This is a genomic window from Parageobacillus galactosidasius (assembly GCF_002217735.1).
Classification (GTDB): domain Bacteria; phylum Bacillota; class Bacilli; order Bacillales; family Anoxybacillaceae; genus Parageobacillus_B; species Parageobacillus_B toebii.
Genome location: NZ_NDYL01000001.1, coordinates 697,857 through 723,739, shown reverse-complemented (window position 1 = coordinate 723,739; position 25,883 = coordinate 697,857). Strand labels below are relative to the sequence as shown.

Below are 25,883 nucleotides of genomic sequence, written 5' to 3'. Positions count from 1 at the left end.
CATTTTAGCACATATGTTCGTATTCTGGAAGAAAAAATAGTATTCACGAGCTATACCGCATCGATGAATACCTTTTACGCGAACTACCCGCCACTTCACTTCGTTTGAACTCAAGCGATTTGAAGTTTTCGCCAAGCGATAAACTAAAAAACCGTTTTACACTTCCCCTCGTTCCAAAGGCGTCCGTTCTTCTATCATTTTATAGCCATGCGTTTACTGCCGCAAATAGAAATTCATTTCCACTCCAAACAAAATTTTTAAACTATATCAAAATCGGACAGAAAATTGTTGAACAGGCCAATAGCGCAAATCAACTTTTCCTACTACTTGACTTATTTTCACGAATCCGAAATGCCGGCTGTCCCAGCTGCTTAACCGGTTATCGCCAAGGACAAAAATATATCCTTCCGGCACTCTCTTTTTCCCTGTAAGTTCTTCCAGCGTAAAATCTCCCGTCAACTTTCCGCCAATCAATTTTTGTTTATACGGTTGTAAATACGGTTCATTGGTTTTTTTTCCGTTAATATATAGCACATCATTTTTATATTCAATTTGATCACCAGGCAGTCCGATCACGCGTTTTACGTAATCTTCCTTTTCGTTCGCATGAAAGACGACAACATCAAACCGATGAATATCGCCAATTTGATAACTTAGTTTATTTACTATCAACAAATTTCCTTCTTGCAATGTCGGCATCATCGATTTCCCCTCCACCATATAGTTGGTGAAGCAAAGAAACCGTAATACCAAAATAAAAGTGAGTGCACCTCCGAAAAGAAATGACCTGCGCCACCGCCGTCTCTTCTCCCCCATGTTCCAATCGCCACCTGCCATTATCCATCTCCCTCATTATACCGTTTTTCAGTTATCGAAAACTTCGCTTCCACTTTCTTTCCAGCATACCATAACATTGCGATAACAACCGCTATCGCGACTGTACGCAACGGCTGTTTCACAAGCGCGGCAATATCATATCCAATAAAACTAATTGTAAAAATCATTACCATCTTTCCCAATAATACGGCTAAAATAAATTGCTGCTGGCTTATCCGGGACAACCCTGCAACAACATTGACGACCGCTGATGGAGTAAACGGAAAACAATATATTAAAAACACTGGGCCAAAACCATGACGCTCAATCCAGTGCATAAACTGCCTGACTTTTCGATGGCGGCTTACAAAACGAAAAAAACGCTTTTGTCCAATTTTTCGTGTAAGCCAAAAAACGAGAATGGAACCGAGACAGGCGCCGATCCACGAAATAAGGAAACCTTTCCACAAACCAAATGCTGCCGCATTTGCCATAACGAAAACAAACATTGGTAAAACAGGAAAAAACGATTCCAACAACGTTGCTGCAATTCCTGGGAACACTCCAAAGGAGCGATACTGCTCCAGCATGGATAGTGCGTTGTCAAGGGTAAACCATTGTTTGATTGCTTCGATGTCCATTTATACTCCCCATTCATATTATGCTATATATTTATTTTACACACTTCTAAGGGGAATTTGAACTAATCTTTATGGATATGAATGATCAAAACAATGGAAAATGATTAAATAGTAATAATAGTAATGAAAAAATAACAGCTGCAAGAGCCGTTTTTCTCCCACTTACTTGCGATGAAGAAAATCCGCTGAAGTGGGAGATTTTTCGGCTTTTTAAAAAACTATTGCTGCAACCACCCTTTAGAATGATTCATCCGAAACACATACTGCAGTTTACGTTCTCTTGCTTCCATTCGCTCTGTTAGTTTCGTTCTGAGCTGTGCCGTACGATAAAGTTGATTGACAAAAGAGTGGTAGGAAACATCAAGTAAAATACTTTTTTCGTTGGTAAAATAGACGATTGTTTGATCATTTTTTGTGGGCTCATATTTATATACGTGAATGTGTGATAGCCAAACACAGCGGGGATCACTAGGGGAAATCGTTGGGAAAACATAAATTTCGTTGAGCGGTTCGATTGCGATCGGCGCTTTATGCGTAATGCCGATGACAGCTCGGGTGCCTTCTTTTCTGCCTCGAAAACTAGAACCATAATAGTCGCAGCTGCGTTTAATAATATCAATTGGCCTCATTTTAACAATATACTCGCCATCTTCTTCCACAACTTTTGCGTAGAAATTACCATGTAAGTGATGCGGTAAAACCGCCATGGTATAGCGGCTAATAATAAATTTATTCAGGACGATAAACTCATTTACTTTCATTACAAATTTCTCTCCTCTCTTATACATTGTACCTAATTCCATCATATCATTAATAGTTATATTTTTCTATATTTTCAAAAAATAATGAACAATTTTTATGATGAAAATCACGTTAAATAATAAATCCCATGACCAAAGTCATGGGAGAAAGGTGTTTTTAGAATGGCTAATCTCTCGCGAACTCTTCCACTTATTAATGGAATGAAAGCGGAAGAGGTTCATGAATTATGAAATGTTTGCCGAATTTCTTCTTCCGCTAAATATTCATTTGCTTGTTCAATAGCTGTATGCTCGCCAATCGAACCTCCAGCATATGTTTCCTCATTCAAAAATGCCTGCTGAAAATGAAAATCTGTACTTATGCGAAACTCTGGATGCAACGTTGACTCAAATGGCATTTCTCTTTTTTCATTTTCCTTTTGCATATGATAATCGCCTCCCATGTTTAGGATGTGTTAGTATTTCCAAATTATACAAAACTAGAAGGCATGTTGTTATTTTGTAATATTTCATTGGGAAGGCAACCATAAAAAGCGATCATATGATTCTCTAGCATATTTTTACAGGAATATGTATACTTTCTTGTCTAATTTTATCATTTCTATATATCACTCGATAACAAAAGGGCACGCTTATGTCAAGCATGCCCTTGTTTCTTCTATATGAAATCCCCCATTTTTCCCTTATGCTGTCGTAAATTGTTCTTCTTCTGTCGAACCTTTCAACGCAACTGTCGATGATTGACCGCCGGAAATCACTTGCGCTACTTCATCGAAGTAACCAGTACCCACTTCGCGTTGATGTCTTGTTGCCGTGTAGCCATATTTTTCTGCTGCAAATTCTGCTTGTTGCAATTCTGCATATGCCGCCATGCCGCGCTCTTTGTATCCGCGTGCCAATTCGAACATGCTGTAGTTTAATGTATGGAAACCAGCGAGTGTAACGAATTGGAATTTGTAGCCCATTTTTGCGAGTTCTTTTTGGAAGTTTGCAATCGTTTCGTCATCCAATTTTTTCTTCCAGTTAAATGATGGCGAGCAGTTGTAAGCGAGCATTTTGCCTGGGAATTTTTCATGAATCGCTTCTGCGAAACGACGCGCTTCTTCTAAGTTTGGCTCGCTTGTTTCGCACCAGATTAAATCCGCATACGGCGCATACGCTAAGCCGCGAGCAATCGCTTGGTCAAGCCCTGCTCTCGTGCGGTAAAATCCTTCCGGTGTCCGTTCACCAGTAATAAATTCTTGGTCACGAGGGTCGATATCGCTCGTAATTAAATCCGCCGCATTCGCATCTGTACGTGCAATCAACACAGTCGGTACACCCATGACATCTGCTGCAAGACGTGCCGCAATTAGGTTACGTACCGCTGTTTGCGTTGGAAGCAACACTTTTCCGCCTAAGTGACCGCATTTTTTCTCCGAAGAAAGCTGGTCTTCGAAGTGAACACCTGCTGCACCTGCTTCAATCATCGCTTTCATCAATTCAAACACATTTAATTGACCACCAAAACCTGCTTCTGCGTCAGCAACAATCGGTACGAAATAATCGATATCTCCGCTTTGTTCCAAATATTGAATTTGATCGGCACGTTGCAATGCTTGATTAATCCGTTTCACCACATGAGGTACGCTATTGGACGGATATAAGCTTTGGTCTGGATACATTTGCCCTGCAAGGTTTGCATCTGCCGCTACTTGCCATCCGCTTAAATAAATCGCTTTTAAACCGGCTTTCACTTGCTGAACTGCTTGGTTTCCAGTTAACGCCCCAAGGGCATTGATGTAATCTTCCGTATTTAGCAATTTCCAAAGTTTCTCTGCTCCGCGACGAGCTAATGTATATTCAATATCAATCGAGCCGCGCAATTTAATGACATCTTCTGCGCTATAAGGACGAACAATCCCTTTCCAACGCTCCTCATTTTTCCAACTTTCTTCCAATTGTTTTACACGTTCTTCAAAACTAGCCATTTCTCTTCCCCCATCTCTATTGTTATAATACATTATCGTTTTGTACGTTGTTATTATATAACAGAATCACAAAAAAGAAAACAGTTTTTTTTAAATTTTTTAAAAAGAATTTCAAAAAGGAAATCTTTTTTGCTTTGTCACTGTTTTTTCCGTAAACCGGCTGAATGAACATAAAAAAATCATAAATGGCACGCATAACACCCACGCATACAGCCACCAGCGCCTTTCAAAGCGGCGAAGGAGCCAATACAATACTGTTGCAATCAACATAAACAGCACCGTATCAACAAAAAAATTGGTCAGCTCATCCTTCAACCAACTTGATACCGATTGCGTGCTAATGCCATATGCGCGGGAAAGATGATAGCCGACAAAATTTAGAGGAAGCGAAAATGCCGCCACAATGAGGGATAACCAAAATACATATAGGACGGATCGAAGCGTAAACCACTTTGTTGCTCGCTCCACCCACGTTTGCAACGCTTTAGCAACACCGAGCGACAAGAGACAAAAATAAATTAGCCATTCGTACGGAACGGCGAGAAAAAATAAAAGATCCTTCCACCTCGAATATTCTTCGCTTAACATTTGCTCTCTTGATGTTAAAAATGTCGACGGATCGGCGCTCGTTCCTTTCCACTCTGGCGGAATCGATGTATCAGCAACAAATAAATACCATGCCATTCCTATTCCATACAGCACATAAACGAAGAGTATCCAACGAACGACTTTTTCATTACTTGCAACCTCCTTTTTAGTAACCAACACTGCTATTTTTAGTGTAATCAACTTCGCCATAATTAGAACGCCAAAGAACTGTCACAAATATCATCCGTATAAATGACTATTTTCCTGTATGATAAACATAGGAGAGTGATAATGGTGAAAAAATTGTATTTATCGCTAACCATCTTGTTTATTCTTTGTGTTGGTGCCGGAGCATTTTATTTCACCGTATATCGGCAGGCAAAGATGGAACTGCCTAGCGATGTTGTAATGGAAACAGCATGGGGGGATGAATATCGTTTTAGTGATATGAAACCGAAAGTTCGCTTGCTTGAATTTATGTATACAAATTGCCCGGACGTTTGTCCAAATACGACATTTCAAATGACAAAATTACGCGCAAAACTAGAAAAAGAGCACGTGTTTGGGAAAAATGTCGAGTTTATTACGATTACCATCGATCCGAAGCGGGATACTCCGGAAAAGCTGCAAGCATATGCGAAATCGTACGGAGTCACCAACGGCAATGAAGGCTGGCTGTTTTTGCGGGGAAATGAAGCAGATACAAAAAAAGTCGCCGATGCTTTTGATTTCCAATATCGCGACCCTGGAAACGGCATGCTTGTCCATACGACGTTAACCTACTTATTAGATGAAAACGGGCGCGTTATTGAACAATTTGGCATGGGAAAAGAACGATTTAACGTACAGGAAGTTTATGAGACGATTATGGACGAAATAAAATAAAACAAGGAACATCCTAGTAAAAAGCTTCAGTCTTGTGATGAGCTGAAGCTTTTTATTTTATATATCAAACTGTTCACAAGACGATTGCTTGTTTCCTGCGCTCTCTGCTTTTATCAACATATGAGTGTCAACCGAAGCACTCTTATTCTGTTGCCGCCACTCCTACTCCATCTACCTTTCCATTTTAGCAATAAAAAAGGTAAGCACATATTAGGAACAGAAATATGTTTGGCTTACCTTTTTACTGCGTTCATCATTCTATTGACCATTTATGCAAGCAGCGCATAAACGCTCAACACCGCCACAGATACGAGAACGACAATGATAACGTTCGCGCCGAGCCATGCCGCCACAAATGCGCTTATAAAGCCAAGAATGCCAAACCAAATATCTTCATGGATGAAAAAGATTCCTGGAACGATAAGCGCACCTAACGTCGCATACGGAACGTTTTTCAAGACACCTTGCCAAAACAGCGGCAGCTTGACGCGCTGAAACACGACAAGCGGAAGCATACGCGGAATATATGTCACAAGCCCCATACCGATAATCATCCAAACGATCGCGCTATTCATCTTGTTCCGCCTCACTTTCTTTCGCGAAACATTGCACGGCAATTGCTGACGCTAATGTCGCAATCACAATTGACCACCCTTTGGAAATATGCAAGAGAAGCATGCATAGCGAATTGATGACTGCGGCCATTCCCGCAAGCAAAATGATTTTTCGCTGCTTTTTCAACGCTGGAACGAGCAAACCGATAAACATCGCATATAGAGCGACCGACATGCTTTTTTGCAAGCTTTGCGGCAAGCTGTCGCCGACAAGATAACCGATGCCCGAATTCACCACCCAGCTGCCGTATGACATCAAAATAAGTCCAAACATATAAGAGGCGGTCACGGTCCCTTCTTTCATCGCCGCCACGGAAAACGTTTCGTCCGTAATGCCAAATGCATAGAGCGCCTTTTTCCAAAGAACGTCCGGTTCCGCTTTTTCATTTAACGAAGCCGACATAAGAAAATGGCGAATGTTTAAAATAAACGTTGTCAACACAATTTCAAACATTCCCGTGCCAATGGAAAGCAAGTTTAACGCAATGTACTGGGAAGCTCCAGCAAACACAATAACGCTCATCAGCACCGTTTCCGCGGGCGTTAATCCCGTTGTTTTCGCGAGAAACCCAAACATCAGCGCAATCGGCATATAGCCAATCGCAATCGTCACCCCTGCTTGCACGCCTTGGCGAAACGGCGATGATTTTCCCGCTGCCAATGTCGTTTCCACGATGAATCCCCCGTTTCTGTCTAGCTTTACGTAATATTATCTAAAAATTGTTTATTTTTTGCAATAATCAGTTCATCATGATTCGATGGGGATATATTAGAACTGCGATCTCTCCTTCACAGATTCCCAATCTCTTGTTAAATAACGAAAAAGCATCAATCAAAACGGCGGCATGTCTTTCTATATTCCAGCAATGTTTTATAGGGGACATATTGATGAAGATGGGTATCACCTTAGTAGAAAAAAAGAATTGCTATAAGCTGCTCTTTTTTGTTCGTGATATACTGATAATAAATTGAATTTTCACACTTCTGAAAAAAGGAGCTGGAACCGATGACGTTAAAGCTGTACGTACTAACGGAAAAACAATTTCTTCCCCGTCATGAAGTAACCTATCCAATGGAAGAACGGGGGCTGCAGTTTGGCGATGGGGTTTATGAAGTCGCGCGCATCTATCAAGGAACGTATTTTTTGCTTGAGGAGCATATCGACCGCCTATACCGTTCTGCGGCGGCGATTCGCCTTTCTGTTCCTTTTGACAAAGATGTGCTGATGGAAAAGCTGGAACTGCTGCGGGAAATGAACAATGTGAAAGAAGACGCGATTCTCTATCTTCAGGTGACAAGAGGGAGCTTCCCACGCAACCACGCGTTTCCGGCCGAGAATCGTCCGAATTTGTACGCCTATATTCGGGAAATGCCAAGAAAAATACGAGAAATCGAAAATGGAGTGCGTACGATTTTAACAAGAGATGTCCGCTGGGAATATTGCTATATTAAGAGTTTAAATCTTCTACCGAACGTGCTGGCAAAACAAGAAGCAACGGAACGCGGGGCGTTTGAGGCAATCTTTTACCGAGACGGAGATATTACCGAAGGCAGCTCCTCAAACATTTTCCTTGTCAAAGACGGAAAAGTTTACACCCACCCAGCGACAGAGCGCATTTTAAACGGCATTATCCGCATGAAAGTGAAAGAATTTTGCGATTTATTTCACATTCCATTCGTCGAAGAAGCGTTTTCCATCGAAGATATTGCCCAAGCGGATGAAATGTTTTTAACAAGCACCACATCAAGCATTATTCCAATCATCCAAGTCGAAGAGCAACTCATTGCCGACGGGAAGCCAGGAGAGGTTACAAGAAAACTTCAAGCGGCATATGAAAAAGCGGCGGGGCTTGCTGTCAAAAACGCAAAATAACAAAGCGGGGAATCGTTCCCCGCTTTTCTATTATCCTAGCACGGCGCGGTCGCTAGCGAATTGGCTTCCGCGGATGCGCTGAAATTCTTGTAATAGACGTTCAACCGTCAATGATTGCTTTTCTTTGCCGCTCGCTTCGAAAATAATTTGCCCCCGGTCCATCATAATCAGACGGTTGCCCAAGCGAAGCGCTTGTTCCATATTGTGCGTAACCATTAATGTCGTCAGTTTATATTTTTCTACGATTTCTTTCGTCAGCTCCGTAATTAACTCTGCACGCGCTGGATCAAGCGCCGCCGTATGCTCATCCAAAAGGAGCAAATCCGGTTTCGTAAATGTGGCCATTAAAAGCGACAACGCTTGGCGTTCTCCTCCAGACAATAGCCCGACTTTCGCGGTTAAGCGGTTTTCCAAGCCAAGATGAAGCGTCTCGAGCGTCTCACGGAAAAAATCGCGCCGTTTTTTCGTCACCCCGAATTTGAGCGTTCGCCGCTTCGTGCGATTATAGGCAAGCGCCAAATTTTCTTCAATCGTCATATTCGGCGCCGTACCGGCGAGCGGGTCTTGAAACACGCGGCCGATATAGCGGGCGCGTTCATGTTCCCTCAGTGCCGTTACATCTTTTCCATTAATCCAGACAGAACCAGTGTCGGGGAAGAGCCGGCCAGAAATAATGTTCATCATCGTCGATTTTCCCGCGCCATTGCTTCCGATGATCGTGACGAAATCACCGGGAGCTAATGTTAAGTTAATCGGCTGCAACGCTACTTTTTCATCAATCGTTCCCTCGTTAAATACTTTTGTAATCTGTTTGAGCTTCAGCAACGCGCTCCCCCCTCTCTTGCGCTTGTGTTTTGCGCTTTTTGCTCCGTTTTTCTTTTTGCGCTGCGACAATGTTTGGAACAATGAGAGCAACTATTACAATAACCGCCGTAATGAGCTTTACGTCTCCGGTTTCCAAAAACTGCACACGCAAGGCAAGCGCTAAAATGATGCGGTATACAATCGCTCCACCGATGACCGCTAATGTCGCACGCGCAATCGTACGCGCTCCGAACAACGCTTCCCCGATAATGACCGAAGCAAGCCCGATGACAATCATGCCGATTCCCATACCGACATCGCTAAACCCTCCATATTGCGCGACAAGCGCTCCCGAAAAAGCAACGAGCGCATTAGATAAGCCAAGTCCAAAAATCGTCAGCCAATCGGTATTGGCGGAGAAGCTAGAAACCATTTGCTTATTGTCGCCCGTTGCGCGCAGTGCTAAGCCAATTTCCGTTTTCAGCAACTGATCAAGAAGCAGTTTGATAACTATGGCAACAAAAGCCATCGTCACGAAAATCGCCCATGTGCGCGGTACAAACCCGGCAAAAGAGATCATGCTGTTGATCGCTTTGTCTAGCCCTGCATTTTGCCATGCTTCCGTCATCGCCGTCATTACCGTGTCTTGCTGTAAAAGCGGAACGTTCGAACGCCCCATAATCCGCAGATTGATAGAATAAAGTGCAATCATCATTAAAATTCCCGATAATAGCGGATTAATCTTCCCTTTTGTATGCAATATTCCGGTGATCGAACCAGCAGCAAACCCGACTAACAACGCGGCGGCAGAGGCAAGAAACGGATTCGTTCCGTTAATAATAAGCACAGACGCCACCGCCGCCCCGGTCACAAAGCTTCCATCTACCGTTAAATCAGGAAAATCTAAAATACGAAACGATAAATACACTCCTAACGCCATAATCGCATAAATAAATCCTGCTTCAATCGCACTAAAAATCGCTGTTGACATAATGCTCCCGTCCTTTGAAAGTACATCCCTCCTTAAAGGAGGGATGCACTATATTTATTCAATATATTCTGCAATGGAATCCCATTCTGGGTTAAGCTCGATGCCCATATCTTTTGCCGCTTTTTTGTTAATAAGCAGCTTCAACTTCTTCGGATATTGCACAGGCAGATCAGATGGTTTTTTGTCATCTTTAAGAATTTGTACAGCCATCTCTCCTGCTTCATATCCAATGTCATAATAGTCAAACCCGTAAGCGGCAAACCCGCCGCGTTTCACCGAATCTAATTCACCGGCAAACAATGGAATATCATGGTCGCTTGCTACTTGGATCACCGACTCGAGCGCGGAAACAACCGTATTATCCGTAATGATGTAAATGCAGTCCGCTTTGCCGACAAGTGATTCCGCTGCTTGTTTCACCTCAGCCGTTGTCGATACAGAAACAGGAACAATTTTTAAATCTGTTCCTTTCATCGCCTTTTTGACGGTTTCGACTTGCGCCACTGAATTTTGCTCTCCAGAGTTATAAATCATGCCGACGCGATTTCCTTTTACGTATTTATCAATAAACTGCACTGTTTTCGGAATCGCATCAGGATGCGTATCGGTCGTTCCAGTGACGTTCCCTCCAGGTTTTTCTATTGATTGTACAAGCTGTGCTCCAACCGGGTCAGTAACAGAAGTAAACACAATCGGAATATCTTTTGTCGCATTCAACGCTGCTTGAGCGCTTGGAGTGGAGTTAGCAAAAATTAAATCAACTTGATCGGAAACAAAATTATTGGCAATCGTTTGGTTATTGTTCATATCTCCTTGGGCAATTTGTACATCATAGGAAACGGACAGCCCCTTATCTTTCAACGCTTGCTTAAATCCTTTTAACGCCTCGTCCAATGATGGATGCTCCACAATTTGTGTTACCCCGATGCGATATGTTTTCTCTTTGTTTCCTTCACTTTTACTTGTTTCTTTCGCACCGCACCCGCTCAATAATAAAAAACTTGCCGAACATAACATTGCGATTTGTTGAATCCTTTTTTTCATCATCCCATCCCCCTAGCAAACAATACTTTATCGCTTTTATACTTTTTAGCTTTTATGCATTAAATTATATAAATTTATTATTCTATTTTCAACTATATATTTTAAGAAAAAAATAAAAGTACCGAAAATTCGGTACTTTTTACAACTTCGATGAGAGTTCTTTTAATGCACGCCGCAAAATTTTTCCTGTTGTATTTTTCGGCAATTCATCTAAAAACTCAATGGAGCTTGGAACTTTATATTTTGCTAGATGCTTGCGGCAGTATTCGATGAGCATTTCCTCCGTTAATTGCGGATTTTTCGAAACGACAAAACATTTCACCGTTTCTCCATAATCTGGATCAGGCGCGCCAACTACAGCCGCTTCCACTACATCTGGATGACCGTATAGAACTTCTTCTACTTCACGCGGATATACGTTATAGCCGCCAACGATAATCATATCTTTTTTCCGATCGACAATGTAGAAATATCCTTCTTCATCCATTCTTGCTAAATCTCCTGTATAAAGCCAACCGTCACGAAGCGCATGGGCTGTTTCTTCCGGCATTTTGTAGTAACCTTTCATGACGTTCGGACCGCGGACAACTAGTTCGCCGACTTCTCCGACTGGCACTTCTTCGCCAAATTCGTTCACTACTTTGTTTTCGACATTCATAATGCTTGTTCCAATCGATCCAGGTTTTCGCGGACGATCGAGCGGGTTAAAGCATGTTACGGGAGATGCTTCCGACAATCCGTATCCTTCCGAAACGATCACTTTGAATTTTTTCTCAAAGTTTTTCAATAACGCCACCGGCATCGAAGAACCGCCCGAGATGCAGAGACGAAGCGTACGGAAATCGTCCGCGCTTCCGCCTTCATATTGGTACAGGAAGTTATACATCGTCGGTACACCTGCAAAAATCGTTGCTTTTTGTTCCCGAGCAATGTTGAAAATTTTCGCTGGACTAAACTTTGGAACAATAATCACCGTTCCGCCATTCATTAGCGGTGCATTCAGCGCGACGGTTAGACAAAAGACATGAAACATCGGCAATGTCGCAATAACACGATCGTTTTCATTGATTTTTAAATAATTGGCAATATCTTGAGCGTTGCTATATAAGTTTTTATGGGTCAACATTGCTCCTTTTGGTTTTCCTGTCGTCCCCGATGTATACAAAATTACCGCGGTATCATCATCCGCCAACTTCGGTCCTTGGAAGTTCACATCACCAGATCGAAGCACATCTGTAAACGATTTCATTTGTTCCGGCAAAGAAATTCCTTTTTCTTTTCCTTGCGGAGTTTCGCAAATAATCACATGTTCTAGCAGCGGCAAGCGTCCTTGCATTTGTATAAACAACGGAACGAGTAAGTCCAAGGCAATAACCGCCTTTGCATCTCCATTCATCAAAATATAGCTGATTTCATCGGGTGTATAAATCGGATTAATCGGAATAACGGTTGCTCCTAACCGCAACGCTCCGTATAATCCAATCACGAAATATGGTGAGTTTCCGATTAACAAGGCGATGTGGTCACCTTGTCGAATTCCCATGTTATACAGGCCGCTAGAAAACTTGGAAATCGCCGCATCTAACTCTCCATATGTACAACTTTCACCTTCAAACCAATACGCTTCCTTATTCGGCAATTGATCTGCTACCTCTGCCAGCCGCGATGATAAATTCACCAAAATCCCTCCCCCATAAAAGATACTGAATGAATTATCATTCATTTTATAATTTAAAAAATTCTAACTAGATTTTATTATAAGAAAAAAGAAAAAAGAGAGCAAGAAAAAGCTTGCTCTCCTAATTGAGTCACTGTCGTTTGTTTTTCCAGAAAACATTTTGATTGGCTGAATGGGGGATAAACTTTTTCTATTTTTCCCACACTAGTCCTGTTTTCGCTAACTGCACTTTGCCGGAAAACACTGCATTTGCCTCGCTGACAAGCTGCGTATGCTCTCCAAAATGCGGCAAATGGGTTAACCATAGTTCCGTTACGTTTGCATCACGGGCAATCATTGCTGCTTCTTCGCTCGTCATATGGCCGGCGGGAGCGGCGTTTTGCCCGGCGTAAAAATTGCATTCACAAATAAGCAAATCCGCATTTTCAGCAAACGGCGCAAACTCCGGTAAATAGCTAGAATCAGCCGTATAAACGACCGTTGCATCTCCTGCTGTAATTCGCATCGCATAACAAGTAACTGGATGCACTGTCTTCATAAAGGTAATGTGAAACGGTCCGACTTGAAGCGATCGTTCCGGATCATAAGCAACCGCTTCGGTAATCCCCTCATGCGCTAGACGGGCAAATTCCCCTTGATCAAATGGGTGCCCGTAAATCGGAAGCACTGGCAATTGTACTCCAAGATTCTTTTTGATCAGCCGCGCATATTGCAATGGACCGATATCCGCGACATGGTCATGATGATAATGAGATACGATTACCGCATTTAATTTTTCGACAGATACATAATTTTGCAATTTCGAAAGCACGCCGCTTCCACAATCCACTAACAAGCGAAATTCGTCATGCTCAAACAAATATCCGGAGGTTGCTTCATTCGCTGCTGGAAAACCTCCCCAATAGCCAATAACCGTAACTTTCATCGTACTCCTCCTTATGTACTCATCTGTTATCATCATACATAAATTTAGTGGACTTTGCATCTTTGGCGAAATTTGTTTTAAAACAGTTATTGACAAATCACATTCTGTTATAATACAATACAAGTAACAAAACAACGGAGGCGATCGCAATGTTAGTAAAAGTGTTAGAATTTTTCAAAAACCTACCGCCAAAAAAATGTGTGCAATGCGGCAAAGAAATAGAAGAACAGCATGAATGCTACGGAAACACATGCACTAATTGTTTAGGCGTCGTTTATCATCAATAACACGAAAAACGTTTCTGTCTATATACGTAAAGGTGCTTCTCTCTAGAGGCATCTTTAATTTTTTTTGTATGGATCGTCATTGAATCTATATGTGTCCGCGCTGCTTCATTCATAAACGTTGAACGTAGATGAAAAAAGCTTCCAAAGCATTACGCTTCGGAAGCTTCGTTCATCTGTTTATCAAACTGACGTTTATGCTGTGCAATAAAGTATAAAATTGTTCCTACCATGAAAATGGCAATAAACAAGGCTAAAACAGCTGCGTTATGCCACATAAACGCAAAATCTCCACTAGAAATAACCGCTTTAAATCCAAGCACCGAATATGTCATCGGCAACCAAGCATTGAAGTATTGCAATACGTCTGGAATCAATTCAAGCGGGAACGTTCCAGCACTTGTTGTAAGTTGCAAAATTAATACAACAATTGCAATAAAACGCCCCGGATCTGCCAACGTCGTCACTAGGAATTGAATTAACGCAATAAACGTAATGCTTGTGATCATCGTAAATAGTATAAATCTAGGAACACTTTGGACATGAATGTCTAATGCTCCAAGTAATACGGCATCTGCCAGCAATGATTGGATAATCCCAACGGCTACTAAAATGCCAAATTTCCCAATAAACCAGCTAAATCCTGATTTTGGCACGTCCGCTGGTTCACGCAATGGAAACACAATGGACAAAACAAGGGCGCCGACAAACAATCCTAGCGATAAGAAGTATGGTGTAAATCCGGTACCATAGTTTGGCACATGATTCATTTTTTCATTTTTCTTTTTCACTGGATCGGCAAACATTTTATAAGTATCATCATTTGCTTTGACATCACTCGCTTTTTTCGCGCCATCAGCTAGTTTATCTGCCAACTCATTCGATCCATCCTCTAATTTTTTCATTCCACTTACAAGCTGATCAGAACCGTTAGCAAGTTGATTCATGCCGTTGGAAAGCGACACAGCGCCATTTTCAAGGTCATTCATGCCATCGGCAAGCTTTCCGGACCCATCCGCAAGCTGATGCGCGCCATCTTTTAATTTGTTTGATCCTTGGGCGAGCTGATGCAACCCAGAAGACAATCGATCACTTCCCGCGACTAACTGATCAACACCATTTTTTCCTTCTTGTAATTTTTCCCCAAACACTGTTAATCCTTGCACTACTTCCGACTGGCCGGCAACAAGCGCGTCAGCACCGCTTGCTAATTGTTGCTGGCCTGCTAAAAGCTTTTCGACTCCTTCGCTTAACGCAAGCTGACCATTATGGAGCCTAGAAGCTCCCGCAGCAAGCTGATCCGCACCTGTTTTTAATTGACCGGCACTATTCGATAACTGTTCCATTCCTTGAGCGACTTGTTTGCTTCCTTCGGATAGAGGAAGTAATTGTTCTTTCAGAGTTTGTAATTGCATTTTTTCTTTTGGATCTGTTGCTTGTGCTGCTAACGCGTCCAATTGGGCTACCGCTTTCTCCAATCCTTGGCTTACTTGGACAGCGCCTTTATTTGTCTTCTCAGCCCCTTGCTTCCATTGTTCCATCGATGCGGAAAGCTTTTGTGCTCCATTTTGTAAATTCTGCGATCCTTGTGTTAATGGCGGAATGTTTTCTTTCATTTGTTGCATTCCATCAAGCGATTGATGAAGACCGCCGGACAGTTGTTTCGCACCATTCTCCACTTGTTTCGCGCCAGCTAATAGTCGTGAATGGCCGTCCTGCATTTTTGTAAAACCATTTTGCAGCTGATAGAGCCCGGCGTTTAGCTGATTAGCACCTTCGCTAGCCGATTGCAATCCATTTTCAAACGTAAGCGATTTTTCAGCGAGCAGTTTTAAGTTTTTATAAAGCTCATTAGCACCATTTTTTGCCGCATGCGCTCCTTTCGCTAATTTTCCGCTTCCTTCTTTCGCGGAATGCAGACCGCTTTGCAGCGAGACACCGCCATCATTTGCTTTTTGAATGCCGTCATGCAGCTGTTTTGCACCTTCGCTAGCCCGATCAAGTCCTTTCGCCATCTCGCGGATATTTTCAAACATCGCTTCCGCATACGTTTCTGTCACCGTATTGGAAACTTCTTCTTTAATCTTCTCTACGGCACTATCGCCAATTTGCGCCGATAGGAAGTTAAATCCTTCGTTTGGCTTATAGATGAGTTTCATCGGTTTTGGATGTTCATTCTGTAAAGTCGTAGCATTTTCCGAGAAATCTTCCGGAATTTCAATGGCCATATAATACTTTTGATGTTGCAATCCTTTTTCCGCTTCTTTTTCAGAAACAAAATGCCAATCAAATTTCTTGTTTTCTTTCAGCTTTTCTACTAACTTATCGCCAATTTCCAATTTTTCACCGTTCATCGCTGCTCCTTTGTCGTTGTTCACCACAGCAACAGGCAATTTATCCAGATGAGCGTATGGATCCCAAAACGCCCATAAAAACATTCCACTATATAATATCGGAATGCATATAACAGCAATAATCGATATCAATGTCTTTCGATTACGAAAAATCGCATGCGCCTCTTTCCATAATAATGAGAGTCCTCGCATTTTCTCCCTCCTCTATACAATTGACCAATTTGTCCATTTGGTCATTTTTAAGCAAAAAAGAGAAGGACTATCTATTTCGACAATCCTTTCAAAAAATAAAGCTCAAATAGTTCAGCAATTTTTTCTTTCGGCAGCGGATCATGATCTTGCTCCCAATCGACAATTAATGCGATATATACTTTTAACATTAAAAACGCTGTAATTTCAGCATCGCAGTCGCGAATTTCTCCTTTTTTTATAGCGATTTCGATTTTCTCACGAATGTAATCGATAATGGCCCAATCTAATTTTTTCATCACTTCTTGGACTGCCGCCGTTCCGACATTGCGCACCTCTTGAAGAAGCTTCGCCGTTAATTGATGCTGCTGGCGAAACTCTAAAATGCGATACAGGGCGCGATGCACGTTTTCCGAAAAGGGACGATTGGGATCCATCGCTTGCTCCGCTGACTTTTTTATTTCTAAAATAAGTGAAGAGATAATTGCATCCAATAAGTCTTCTTTGTTTTTAAAAAACGTATAAATCGTGCCTTTTCCGACATTGGCGAGCTTCGCTATTTGCTCCATCGTTGTTGCCTTGTAACCAAATAACGAAAACGATTTAGTAGCCGCTTCAATGATTTGTTGTTTTCGATCAATAGACATTTCCCTCATCCTTCGAATGACTAAATGAACAATTTGGTCATTACGTCTAAAATCATAACATATTTTTCACAAAAAAGAAAGAGGTTAACTCTTTTTAGTTAACCTCCGCAAACTTTCGATGGCTCACTTGCAAATAATCGAGTACTTTTTTTACCGCTTCTTCCCCTTGGGCAATGCAATCCGGCAGCCCTAATCCTTCGTACGAACTTCCCGCTAAAAACACACCTGGAAGCTCAGAGTCCATGTGTGCTTTTATATTCGCAAGCCGCTCTTTATGGCCTACCGTATATTGTGGCATCGCCCTTTTCCATCGCGAAATAACGAAAAATTCCGGACGTCCCGTAATACGCATAATTTTGTTTAAATCATCCAGCACGACGCGGACGATTTCGTCATCTGACTGTTCGACAATTTCTTCATCGCCAGGACGGCCGACATAGCAACGCAACAGCGCTTTTCCGCTTGGTGCGGTATGCGGCCATTTTTTATGTGTCCATGTGCAAGCCGTAATCGTATAATCATTGCGGCGGGAAACGACAAAGCCCGTTCCATCAATATCTTGTTCAATAGCGCTTTCCGGAAAGGCCAATGCCACGGTTGCTACCGACGTCGATGGAACTGATTGAAACGGCGCGAAAAACGGATAATCAGCAAACATCGCTGGTACAGATGAGTGCGGTATCGCGACGATAATGCTATCTGCTTTCCACACTTCTCCATTGCTTAAACGCAAACGATATTCCGTTCCTTCGCGTCTAACGTTTTCTACCCGCACCCCTTTCATGACACTGCCTTGTTCCAATCGTTTTTCCAATTCATCGACTAACGATTGCAATCCCGTTTTTAATGTTTGAAACGCGCCTTTCCGTTGTTTTGCTGCTTTTGGCGTCGTTCGTTTTGCACCTCGCACAAGGCTGCCGTATCGCTGCTCCAATTGAAAGAACTGTGGAAATGTCGACATTAAACTCATTTGATCAATATCGCCTGCATAAATGCCAGATAACAGCGGCTCAATTAAGTTATCTACCACCTCATCGCCAAATCGGCGGCGGAAAAATTGCCCTAATGATAAATCGCCTTCTGTTTTTGTCGGCGGCAAAATAAAATCAAGGGCAGCACGCAGTTTTCCCAGCGGAGAAAACAGCCCTGTCGTGATAAACGGACCGATTTGTGTCGGAATCCCCATGACGGCTCCGCCTGGTATCGGATATAGCTTGCCGTTCACTAAGATGTACGATTTTCCTGTCGCGTTATGAACGATCTCGTCTTCTAGCCCTACTTCCTGCACAAGACGAAAAGCGCTTGTTTTCCGAGCCAAAAACGAATCAGGACCGCGCTCAATCACAAAGCCGTCACGTATCACTGTTTGCACTTTGCCGCCTAAGCGATGGGTCGCTTCTACAAGTTTACATTCAATAGGAAGCTGTTGTTCTTTAATTGCTTTTTGCAAATAATAGGCAGCGGTAATTCCTGTTATTCCGCCTCCGATGATCACAACCGTACGTTTTCCGTCACTCACTGTTCATCGCCTTCTTTATCAAAGTTTGATCCGTTTTAATACAACTGTTGCCAATGCATCGATGAATTTTGGATTCGCATTCGGCATTTCTGGTCGATAATAGTTTGCCCCGATTTCTTCCGTTACTTGTTTACACTCAATATCGTTATCGTACAACACTTCCAAATGATCGGCGACAAAACCGACTGGAACATAAACAAACGATGTATATCCTTTTTCCTGATGCAGCTGTCTCGTTAAATCTTGTACGTCTGGCCCTAACCAAGGCTCTGGTGTGTTGCCGGCACTTTGCCAACCTACCGCATAATGTTTTACACCTGCTTTTTCCGCAATTAGTTTAGCTGTTTCTGCAAGCTGCTGCGGATATGGGTCACCAACTGCAATAATTTTTTCCGGCAGGCTATGCGCTGACACGATAAGCACTGCTTTTTCGCGTTCTTCTTCGGTCATGGACGCGTATACTTCTTTTACTTTTTCCACCCAATAATCGATAAATTTCGGTTCATCATGCCAGCTGTCAATCGTATAAATCACCGGTCCTCCTAATTTTTTTGCTTCCGCTTTTGCCCGTTCATTATACGATTGAATGCTAAACGTTGAAAAATGCGGTGCAAGCACAATGCTCACAGCTTCTTTTATGCCATCTTCATGCATTTGGCGAACGGCATCTTCCACGAACGGCTCAATATGTTTTAATCCTAAGTACATTTGAAACTCAATGTCATCTTGAATGTCGTTAAGCCGCTTTTCCAATTGTTTTGCTTGTTCCAGAGTAATTTTTGCCAATGGAGAAATTCCGCCAATCGCTTTGTAGCGTTGTTTTAAATCTTCTAATAATTCCTCGGAAGGTTTTCTGCCATGACGAATGTGCGTATAATATCGTTCAATATCTTCTTCATTTATATGGAGTTCCGTACGCCATCACTAATAATCCCATTTTCTTTTTTGCCATCTTTACTAACACCTCTTATTTTCTTGACGTATAGTCATGGATAAACGCCGTTAACCGTTTTAACGTTTCTGGCTGAATCTCCGGAAAAATGCCGTGGCCTAAGTTGAATATATATCCTGGTTGTTCCATGCCTTCGTCCAAAATTTGTTTCACGCGTTTTTCAATTACTCCCCAAGGAGCAAGAAGAACTGCTGGATCTAAATTTCCTTGAAGCGCTTTTGTAATCCCTCTTTCCCGCGCCTCGCGAATCGAAAGCCGCCAGTCGAGACCTATGACATCGAGCGGCAAATCGTTCCATTCCTTCGCTAAATGGCTCGCGCCAACCCCAAACATAATTAGCGGAACGTTTTCTTCGCGAAGCTCCGCAAAAATGCGCGCCATTGTCGGTTTAATAAATGTGCGGTAATCGTCAACATTCACTGCGCCAACCCATGAATCAAAAATTTGAATCGCATTCGCGCCAGCACGAATTTGTGCCTTCACATAGCGAATCGTCATATCAGCAAGCTTGTCCATCAGAGCAAACCACGCTTTTGGTTCTGCGTACATAAACGCTTTCGTTTTATTGTAGTTTTTCGATGGACCGCCTTCAATCATATAGCTCGCAAGCGTAAACGGCGCACCCGCAAATCCGATGAGCGGAACATTTAATTGTTCAGTCGTCAGCAGTTTGATGGTTTCCAATACATATGGCACATCTTCTTCCGGATGAATTTCTCCAAGTTTTTCTACATCCGCAAGAGAGCGGATTGGATTAGCAATCACCGGTCCAACCCCTGCTTTAATTTCTACATCAACACCAATCGCCGGAAGCGGGGACATAATATCTTTATATAAAATGGCCGCATCCACATGATATTGTTCGACCGGCAATCTTGTTACATAAGCACAAAGCTCTGGTTGATGGGTAATTTCAAATAACGAATATTTCTCCTTAAGCGCCCGATACTCCGGCTGGGACCTTCCCGCTTGTCTCATATACCAAACCGGAACATAATCTGTCTTTTCGCCGCGGCAAGCGCGTAAAAATGTATCATTCTTTTGTTTTGACATCCTCATCCGCCTTTCTTTCATTCAACATCGATAGATCTATAAAAGATAAAAAATTTTTCATCAAAGCAATTGTATACAAAGTTACAATTATAACTATACAAGGTTCTTATGACAATGTATAGCAATGGGGGGAAACTGTCAAAAAATTGACGATTTATTTTCGTTTGTTACTGACTTTCTGCACAATACCGCTTCGTTCGTCTGATTTCAGAAATAAATAGCCAGTCATTCCGTTTTTTATACTTTTCATGGTTATATCAAAAAATCATTCGTGTTCCTTTATTATTATATCAAAAAAGCTGCCTCGCTCACTCCTACGAGACAGCTTTTTCGTCAATGTTAAATCAAAAACATCGCTACAATGGTTGTCACAACAAGTCCAATCGCCACCGGAACCAAGTTTCGGCGCGCCAGCTCAAACGGGTCTACACCGCAAATAGCTGCCGCTGGAATAAGCGCCCACGGAACAAGCGTGCCGCCTCCAACCCAAATTGCCGCAATTTGTCCAAGCGCAGTTAATGTCGCGGCACCGCCGCCAATCGCTGTCGCGAATAAATGAGCAACCGCCCCCGTTAACGAAATACCAGAAAATCCTGAACCATCCAATCCTGTGATTGCTCCTACAATCGCTAACGTGACCGCTCCAACTCCATCGCTGAGCGGTACGACATGAGCGAGCGCAATTCCTAGATCGTTTACAATTCCTTGCGATAGTTTAGGCAAGTGTTCTCCGATGATTTTGACAAACCCTGCGTCACCGAGATAAAAAAACGCCGCGATCGGAATGACTGGTCCAAACACTTTAAAGCCAAATTGAAATCCTTCGATTAAATAATTCGTAATTTCACTAAAACTTTCTTGTTTATAAGCAAAAATGGAAATAAGAATTAAAATAAAAATCGCTGTTCCACCGATTAACGCAGTCGCATCTCCACCTTGCAGGCGCAAATAAAACATTGCGATGACATCTAGAACAAATAAAATCGGAATGATGATCGCCAACATATTTTTCGCTTGATTAGACAACAATTGTTTTGCCTTTTCGATTGCCTCATCCGCTGTCGCCGCTACTTCATTCGTTTCATTAGCGAAATGGCCCCTTTTCATATCACGACGAAGCAATAGAAAGGCAGCAACCGTAGTAACAACTCCCATCACAAACACAAGCGGCACGCTGGCAGAAATGACTTCGGAGACAGAAAGACCAGCGGCATCTGCTGTCAGTTTTGGCGCTCCTTGAATAATAAAATCTCCTGATAGAGCAATACCGTGACCAAACAAATTCATCGCCATCGCCGCTCCTAACGCCGGCAACCCAACACGAATGGCCACAGGCAGTAACACTGCACCCATTAACGCAACTGCGGGAGATGGCCAGAAAAACCAAGAAATGATCATCATCAAAATCCCAATCGTCCAATACGCCCATCCCGGAGTGCGGATAAACCGGATAAACGGCGAAATCATCACATCATTAATTCCTGTTGTTGTCATCACTTTGCTCATTGCCACAATAATGGAAATCACTAAAATGGTTGGCAAAAGCTCTGTAATCGCGTAAATAAAGCTATTAAACACCCCGCTGATCGCCGCGCTTAACGAATGGGTCGCTGTAGCGGCTAACAAAAAGATCCCGATAATGCAAATAAGTGATGTATCTTTTCGTGCGATCATAAATCCGATAATAAACACGATAAACGCTAAGTAAATCCAGTGCAGCACCGTTAATTCCACACCCATTTATATTCTCCTTTCCTATATGCTTTCCATTGTTAAATAGGACATTTTCCCAACATGGATGTACTACAGCATATGAAAGGAGAATAAAGGTGTGAAACACTTATATACAAAAAACCCCCGCTTATTCATTCGAAAAAGCGGAGGTAAAAAACCGTTTTATCTTTCTTGAACGACCGAATAGACTGTTATATAAGATGGACGCGGAAATATTTTTTGTTGAGATGGTTTTTGTTCTTCTTTCCGCTGCTCATGCGCTTTTGTGAACGCTTTTGAACGCTGCCAATTTTCAAAATGCTCTTTTCCTTCCCATAATGTCATAATGATATACGTGTCATTAGAAAGCGGACGCAGTACGCGAATCGCAACAAATCCAGGTTCATTTTCAATCAGTCTTGCCCGCTGCACAAAGCGATGCTCAAATAGCGACCGCCCTTCGTCGGTCACCGGAATATTATTGCATACAACAAACGCTCCGCCCAACTCACCAACTGCATCGATCACCTCATAACGGCGCGGCTCTTTAAACACCGTTTTGCCATCTGTTTCATGAATCAAAACAGCATCTTCTTCCCTTTCCAACAACAACATCGTTTCGTTCGCATGCGTGTCTTTCACTTTTTGCAAATAATCCGTTGTTCCTGTTGTGATATACATCTTTTTCATATTTTTCCCTCCCGCTTGCGACGTTTGGAAAGATAATGAAACAGTAGCCAATAACTAAAAACAGCTCCTGCCATCCATGACGCGCCCCATATCCAGCCAGCATAAAGCAGGAATAAAAACAAACTGAAAACAATGTTTTGCACCATTAATAAGAAAAAGAGAAGGCGGCATAATGCCTGTTTCCGCACATCGTTTGGAAGCGGATATAATCGGATCAACAAGTTTGTCCGGTGATGGTCGATCAATGCGAATAATTGAAAGCCGGTGATGTAAAGAAAAAATAACGACGCGGCGATTTTTCCGTATTCGGATGGAACAATATAAAGAAATAACAATCCGATTGCGATTAAACGGATATAAAGACCTAAATATCCGCCCGAACGGATGAATGTTCTTGCGTACAAATAAAGAAACGTATTTTTTGGATGATATGGAATCATAGAAACTAGAAAATCAAGCCAGCGCCGGCGTTTCGCCTCCTCTTTCCATTGTGGAACATCGGTAAATAAATTGGCGATACGGTAAAATGTGCGCACCGCACTTGTTTCTTGTTCAATGAGCCGCTCCCATTTCCATCCTTTTCGCTTTGTTGCTTGCACCAAATAAACCGTTATGCCTGCGATGATGGCACATAGAGCAAGTAAAAACAAAACCGAAGCGTGAACAAGCAAAAAGTAAACAAAAAGAGCATTGACCCCAAACCGTGCGACCATGCTAAGACGATGGGCAAGCGGTTCAATAAAATAATTTCCTTTCCAGCTTATAAACAAATTCCATCCTTTCAAAACGAGCAACACGAAAAACAGCAGCCATAAAGAAACATCGGAAAACTTCCGGTGAAGCGGCGCAATTGCCAACCATACAAGAAGCAGCCCATATCCCTGCAAAAGAAAACTCAGCAAAAAAGCCCGTTGAATATATGGACGAAGCTTTGTCTCAGACGGCAATAAAAACACGATATCCGCTTCTTGAAATAACGTGCGCAACGAACCAAACGTCAATACGAAAGAAAAAATCAGTGCGGCAATGATGGGATAAGGAAAATGCGGCGGAAGCGTTTGTACCCAACGATGGTAGGCGACCGCCCCTAGGCCAATGCCAATGAGCAATATAAACAATAGATGATCGTTCAACATATAACGTAAATAGCGCCGCATTTTTCGCACTTCTTGATAAAGGCGGTCGTTCCATAGTTTTTTTCCATCCATCATACGCTTTCTTCCTTTGTTAACGCAATATATAGTTCATCCAACGTTGCCGCTGGAGAAGAAAATTGTTCACGCAACTCCTCGAGCGTTCCTTTCGCCCTTACTTTTCCGTTATGCAAAATGACAAACGAATCACAATATTTTTCTGCTGTCGCCAAAATATGTGTCGACATTAAAATGCCCGCCCCTTTTTTCTTCATTTGCTGCATTTGTTCAAGCAAAGAATGAATCCCTAACGGATCAAGGCCAAGAAACGGCTCGTCAATGATATAAAGCTCTGGCTCCACTAAAAAGGCGCACATAATCATGACTTTCTGCTTCATTCCCTTGGAAAAATGAGCGGGAAACCATTTTAACCTTTTCTCCATGCGAAATTCTTTTAATAACGGCGGAAGACGCCGTTCGTATTCATGTTTTTCCAATCCATAAGCCATCGCCGTTAATTGCAAATGTTCCTCCAATGTCAGTTCCTCGTACAAAATAGGTGTTTCTGGTATATATGTAAATTGCGAACGATATACATCCGGCTGTTCCGAAAATGTTTTTCCGTTAATCGTAATCGTCCCTTTCCTCGGTTCCATCAGCCCAATAATATGCTTGATCGTCGTACTTTTTCCCGCGCCGTTTAGACCGATTAAACCAACTATTTCCCCGCGATCGACGGTAAACGAAACATCTTCGAGCACGTTTTGCTTCGTATATCCCCCGTATAAATGTTGAACTTCCAAAAGCGCCATCGCCTGCTTCCTTTCTATTCATAAATTACGGATTACATTTTCATTTTATCAAAGCAACAAATACTTTCCAAAAATTATCTCTCTCCTTTTTGCATACATCCTTTTTTCTCGGGCATGATAAATAGCGAAGAGGGGATGAGGAACAGCGCAAATGATGAATCATCCACTTGGAAATGAGGTGTTCACGAAAGACACACTTGTCGAAGTAACACCATTGTAATGCAGTGAGGAAGCGCGAAACTCCTTAAGTAAATGAGGTGTTTGTGAAAGACAAGACCATCGTTCCATTGCTATGAAGCAACGAACCTCTATGTAAGAGCTTAAAGGGGATGGTCATCTTGAACAAAGGAAAACTCACTCTTTAACAACTTTTTTTGCAAATGGGGTGTTCATCAAACGCCATTTTGTTTGAATAAACCCTCTCCCCTTTTCACTAAAGCAGGATGTAATCAATACAAGATTACATCCTGCTCTTTTTATGGTAAAATGGAAGAAAAAATAGGAAAGGTGGCTTTTTCTAGTGAGTGAATGCATTTTTTGCAAAATTGTAAACGGAGACATCCCAGCGGCAAAAGTGTATGAAGATGAACATGTATTGGCGTTTCTCGACATCAGCCAAGTAACGAAAGGGCATACGCTTGTCATTCCAAAAGTACATAAAGAAAACATTTTTGAACTCACTCCAGATGTTGCAAGCCACGTCTTTACCGTTGTTCCAAAAATCGCAAACGCGATCAAAAAACAATTTTCCCCAGCCGGCTTAAATTTACTAAACAATAACGGTGAACAAGCAGGGCAAACTGTCTTTCATTATCATGTTCACTTAATCCCTCGTTACGGCAAAGGAGATGGATTTGGCGCTGTATGGAAATCCCATGCAAGCGATTATACGTTTGACGATTTACAAACCATTGCCGCAACAATTCAAAAAGGATTGGAATAAACAA

25 protein-coding genes and 1 pseudogene are annotated in these 25,883 nt (G+C 42.3%); 4 read left to right on the top strand and 22 right to left on the bottom strand.

Going from position 1 to position 25,883, the window contains the following annotated elements; all coding sequences use genetic code 11:
- Positions 1–267: 267 nt before the first annotated feature.
- The 6 genes from lepB to B9L23_RS03900 form a co-directional block, all read right to left on the bottom strand.
- Positions 268–816, bottom strand: a complete 549-nt coding sequence (lepB, locus tag B9L23_RS03925) for a signal peptidase I (RefSeq protein ID WP_041269824.1) — start codon at positions 814–816, stop codon at positions 268–270.
- Positions 817–836: 20 nt separating this feature from the next.
- The gene (locus tag B9L23_RS03920) at positions 837–1,457 is read right to left on the bottom strand and encodes a TVP38/TMEM64 family protein (protein ID WP_012749363.1); all 621 of its coding nucleotides are present in this window, start codon (positions 1,455–1,457) and stop codon (positions 837–839) included.
- A 218-nt stretch (positions 1,458–1,675) separates the two neighbouring features.
- Positions 1,676–2,218, bottom strand: a complete 543-nt coding sequence (locus B9L23_RS03915) for a competence protein ComK (RefSeq protein ID WP_081188630.1) — start codon at positions 2,216–2,218, stop codon at positions 1,676–1,678.
- Positions 2,219–2,436: 218 nt separating this feature from the next.
- The gene (locus B9L23_RS03910) at positions 2,437–2,643 is read right to left on the bottom strand and encodes a hypothetical protein (RefSeq protein ID WP_089096909.1); all 207 of its coding nucleotides are present in this window, start codon (positions 2,641–2,643) and stop codon (positions 2,437–2,439) included.
- Positions 2,644–2,901: 258 nt separating this feature from the next.
- Positions 2,902–4,188: an isocitrate lyase gene (gene aceA, locus B9L23_RS03905; protein ID WP_012749360.1), complete on the bottom strand. Its 1,287-nt coding sequence runs from the start codon at positions 4,186–4,188 to the stop codon at positions 2,902–2,904.
- Positions 4,189–4,299: 111 nt separating this feature from the next.
- Positions 4,300–4,986, bottom strand: coding sequence for a M48 family metalloprotease (locus tag B9L23_RS03900; RefSeq protein WP_089096908.1), 687 nt, complete (start codon positions 4,984–4,986; stop codon positions 4,300–4,302).
- Positions 4,987–5,070: 84 nt separating this feature from the next.
- Between B9L23_RS03900 and B9L23_RS03895 the strand changes: the two genes are divergently transcribed.
- A complete protein-coding gene (locus B9L23_RS03895) occupies positions 5,071–5,661 on the top strand; it encodes an SCO family protein (protein ID WP_041269821.1) in 591 nt (196 codons plus the stop codon).
- 269 nt (positions 5,662–5,930) lie between these two features.
- On the opposite strand, the gene B9L23_RS03890 is transcribed toward B9L23_RS03895, so the two are convergent.
- Entirely contained in the window at positions 5,931–6,236 is a 306-nt protein-coding gene (locus B9L23_RS03890; RefSeq protein ID WP_062753883.1) for an AzlD domain-containing protein, read from the bottom strand.
- Positions 6,229–6,948: an AzlC family ABC transporter permease gene (locus B9L23_RS03885; RefSeq protein ID WP_081188632.1), complete on the bottom strand. Its 720-nt coding sequence runs from the start codon at positions 6,946–6,948 to the stop codon at positions 6,229–6,231. The genes B9L23_RS03890 and B9L23_RS03885 overlap by 8 nt, the downstream gene beginning before the upstream one ends.
- 333 nt (positions 6,949–7,281) lie before the next feature.
- Between B9L23_RS03885 and dat the strand changes: the two genes are divergently transcribed.
- Positions 7,282–8,148 (top strand): D-amino-acid transaminase, encoded by an 867-nt coding sequence (gene dat / locus B9L23_RS03880; protein WP_062753894.1) that lies wholly within the window; start codon positions 7,282–7,284, stop codon positions 8,146–8,148.
- Positions 8,149–8,178: 30 nt separating this feature from the next.
- Here the strand turns inward: dat and B9L23_RS03875 are convergent, their stop codons facing one another.
- From B9L23_RS03875 to B9L23_RS03855, 5 genes are all read right to left on the bottom strand, one after another.
- Positions 8,179–8,973, bottom strand: coding sequence for an ABC transporter ATP-binding protein (locus B9L23_RS03875; protein ID WP_012749354.1), 795 nt, complete (start codon positions 8,971–8,973; stop codon positions 8,179–8,181).
- Positions 8,939–9,943, bottom strand: a complete 1,005-nt coding sequence (locus tag B9L23_RS03870) for an ABC transporter permease (protein WP_081188633.1) — start codon at positions 9,941–9,943, stop codon at positions 8,939–8,941. Before B9L23_RS03870 ends, B9L23_RS03875 begins: the two co-directional genes overlap by 35 nt.
- A gap of 54 nt (positions 9,944–9,997) precedes the next feature.
- The gene (locus B9L23_RS03865; RefSeq protein ID WP_081188634.1) at positions 9,998–10,990 is read right to left on the bottom strand and encodes an ABC transporter substrate-binding protein; all 993 of its coding nucleotides are present in this window, start codon (positions 10,988–10,990) and stop codon (positions 9,998–10,000) included.
- Positions 10,991–11,126: 136 nt separating this feature from the next.
- A complete protein-coding gene (locus tag B9L23_RS03860; protein ID WP_081188635.1) occupies positions 11,127–12,665 on the bottom strand; it encodes a fatty acid--CoA ligase family protein in 1,539 nt (512 codons plus the stop codon).
- 190 nt (positions 12,666–12,855) lie between these two features.
- A complete protein-coding gene (locus B9L23_RS03855) occupies positions 12,856–13,590 on the bottom strand; it encodes an MBL fold metallo-hydrolase (RefSeq protein ID WP_012749350.1) in 735 nt (244 codons plus the stop codon).
- Between the two features lie 149 nt (positions 13,591–13,739).
- On the opposite strand from B9L23_RS03855, the gene yhfH reads away from it, so the two are divergent.
- The gene (gene yhfH, locus B9L23_RS03850) at positions 13,740–13,877 is read left to right on the top strand and encodes a protein YhfH (protein ID WP_012749349.1); all 138 of its coding nucleotides are present in this window, start codon (positions 13,740–13,742) and stop codon (positions 13,875–13,877) included.
- Positions 13,878–14,026: 149 nt separating this feature from the next.
- Here the strand turns inward: yhfH and B9L23_RS03845 are convergent, their stop codons facing one another.
- The 9 genes and pseudogenes from B9L23_RS03845 to B9L23_RS03805 all read right to left on the bottom strand — a co-directional run bounded on the left by B9L23_RS03845 (position 14,027) and on the right by B9L23_RS03805 (position 24,936).
- A complete protein-coding gene (locus tag B9L23_RS03845) occupies positions 14,027–16,420 on the bottom strand; it encodes a YhgE/Pip domain-containing protein (RefSeq protein ID WP_089096907.1) in 2,394 nt (797 codons plus the stop codon).
- A 71-nt stretch (positions 16,421–16,491) separates the two neighbouring features.
- Positions 16,492–17,064 carry a TetR/AcrR family transcriptional regulator gene (locus B9L23_RS03840; RefSeq protein WP_062677436.1) on the bottom strand — a complete coding sequence of 191 codons (573 nt, stop codon included), beginning with the start codon at positions 17,062–17,064 and terminating at the stop codon, positions 16,492–16,494.
- Between the two features lie 94 nt (positions 17,065–17,158).
- On the bottom strand, positions 17,159–18,583 hold the full coding sequence (gene hemY / locus B9L23_RS03835) for a protoporphyrinogen oxidase (protein ID WP_081188637.1): 1,425 nt from the start codon (positions 18,581–18,583) through the stop codon (positions 17,159–17,161).
- 18 nt (positions 18,584–18,601) lie between these two features.
- A pseudogene (gene hemH / locus B9L23_RS03830) lies at positions 18,602–19,535 on the bottom strand (ferrochelatase).
- Positions 19,536–19,550: 15 nt separating this feature from the next.
- The gene (gene hemE, locus B9L23_RS03825; RefSeq protein ID WP_089096906.1) at positions 19,551–20,588 is read right to left on the bottom strand and encodes a uroporphyrinogen decarboxylase; all 1,038 of its coding nucleotides are present in this window, start codon (positions 20,586–20,588) and stop codon (positions 19,551–19,553) included.
- A gap of 339 nt (positions 20,589–20,927) precedes the next feature.
- On the bottom strand, positions 20,928–22,328 hold the full coding sequence (locus B9L23_RS03820) for a hypothetical protein (protein ID WP_089096905.1): 1,401 nt from the start codon (positions 22,326–22,328) through the stop codon (positions 20,928–20,930).
- Between the two features lie 156 nt (positions 22,329–22,484).
- Positions 22,485–22,991: an antibiotic biosynthesis monooxygenase family protein gene (locus B9L23_RS03815; RefSeq protein ID WP_089096904.1), complete on the bottom strand. Its 507-nt coding sequence runs from the start codon at positions 22,989–22,991 to the stop codon at positions 22,485–22,487.
- On the bottom strand, positions 22,988–24,202 hold the full coding sequence (locus B9L23_RS03810) for an ABC transporter permease (RefSeq protein ID WP_089096903.1): 1,215 nt from the start codon (positions 24,200–24,202) through the stop codon (positions 22,988–22,990). Before B9L23_RS03810 ends, B9L23_RS03815 begins: the two co-directional genes overlap by 4 nt.
- Positions 24,199–24,936 (bottom strand): ABC transporter ATP-binding protein, encoded by a 738-nt coding sequence (locus tag B9L23_RS03805; protein WP_012749340.1) that lies wholly within the window; start codon positions 24,934–24,936, stop codon positions 24,199–24,201. Before B9L23_RS03805 ends, B9L23_RS03810 begins: the two co-directional genes overlap by 4 nt.
- A 520-nt stretch (positions 24,937–25,456) precedes the next feature.
- On the opposite strand from B9L23_RS03805, the gene B9L23_RS03800 reads away from it, so the two are divergent.
- The gene (locus B9L23_RS03800; RefSeq protein WP_012749339.1) at positions 25,457–25,879 is read left to right on the top strand and encodes an HIT family protein; all 423 of its coding nucleotides are present in this window, start codon (positions 25,457–25,459) and stop codon (positions 25,877–25,879) included.
- Positions 25,880–25,883: the final 4 nt, after the last annotated feature.

Bases quoted from the DNA above. Each gene is read 5' to 3' on its own strand.
- B9L23_RS03870 (WP_081188633.1), bottom strand. From the start codon at position 9,943: ATGTCAACAGCGATTTTTAGTGCGATTGAAGCAGGATTTATTTATGCG.
- B9L23_RS03915 (WP_081188630.1), bottom strand. From the start codon at position 2,218: ATGAAAGTAAATGAGTTTATCGTCCTGAATAAATTTATTATTAGCCGC.
- B9L23_RS03845 (WP_089096907.1), bottom strand. From the start codon at position 16,420: ATGCGAGGACTCTCATTATTATGGAAAGAGGCGCATGCGATTTTTCGT.
- B9L23_RS03920 (WP_012749363.1), bottom strand. From the start codon at position 1,457: ATGGACATCGAAGCAATCAAACAATGGTTTACCCTTGACAACGCACTA.
- dat (WP_062753894.1), top strand. From the start codon at position 7,282: ATGACGTTAAAGCTGTACGTACTAACGGAAAAACAATTTCTTCCCCGT.
- lepB (WP_041269824.1), bottom strand. From the start codon at position 816: ATGGGGGAGAAGAGACGGCGGTGGCGCAGGTCATTTCTTTTCGGAGGT.
- B9L23_RS03840 (WP_062677436.1), bottom strand. From the start codon at position 17,064: ATGTCTATTGATCGAAAACAACAAATCATTGAAGCGGCTACTAAATCG.
- B9L23_RS03810 (WP_089096903.1), bottom strand. From the start codon at position 24,202: ATGATGGATGGAAAAAAACTATGGAACGACCGCCTTTATCAAGAAGTG.
- B9L23_RS03910 (WP_089096909.1), bottom strand. From the start codon at position 2,643: ATGCAAAAGGAAAATGAAAAAAGAGAAATGCCATTTGAGTCAACGTTG.
- B9L23_RS03820 (WP_089096905.1), bottom strand. From the start codon at position 22,328: ATGGGTGTGGAATTAACGGTGCTGCACTGGATTTACTTAGCGTTTATC.
- B9L23_RS03890 (WP_062753883.1), bottom strand. From the start codon at position 6,236: ATGAATAGCGCGATCGTTTGGATGATTATCGGTATGGGGCTTGTGACA.
- aceA (WP_012749360.1), bottom strand. From the start codon at position 4,188: ATGGCTAGTTTTGAAGAACGTGTAAAACAATTGGAAGAAAGTTGGAAA.
- B9L23_RS03815 (WP_089096904.1), bottom strand. From the start codon at position 22,991: ATGAAAAAGATGTATATCACAACAGGAACAACGGATTATTTGCAAAAA.
- B9L23_RS03900 (WP_089096908.1), bottom strand. From the start codon at position 4,986: ATGGCGAAGTTGATTACACTAAAAATAGCAGTGTTGGTTACTAAAAAG.
- yhfH (WP_012749349.1), top strand. From the start codon at position 13,740: ATGTTAGTAAAAGTGTTAGAATTTTTCAAAAACCTACCGCCAAAAAAA.
- B9L23_RS03865 (WP_081188634.1), bottom strand. From the start codon at position 10,990: ATGATGAAAAAAAGGATTCAACAAATCGCAATGTTATGTTCGGCAAGT.
- B9L23_RS03855 (WP_012749350.1), bottom strand. From the start codon at position 13,590: ATGAAAGTTACGGTTATTGGCTATTGGGGAGGTTTTCCAGCAGCGAAT.
- B9L23_RS03805 (WP_012749340.1), bottom strand. From the start codon at position 24,936: ATGGCGCTTTTGGAAGTTCAACATTTATACGGGGGATATACGAAGCAA.
- hemE (WP_089096906.1), bottom strand. From the start codon at position 20,588: ATGTCAAAACAAAAGAATGATACATTTTTACGCGCTTGCCGCGGCGAA.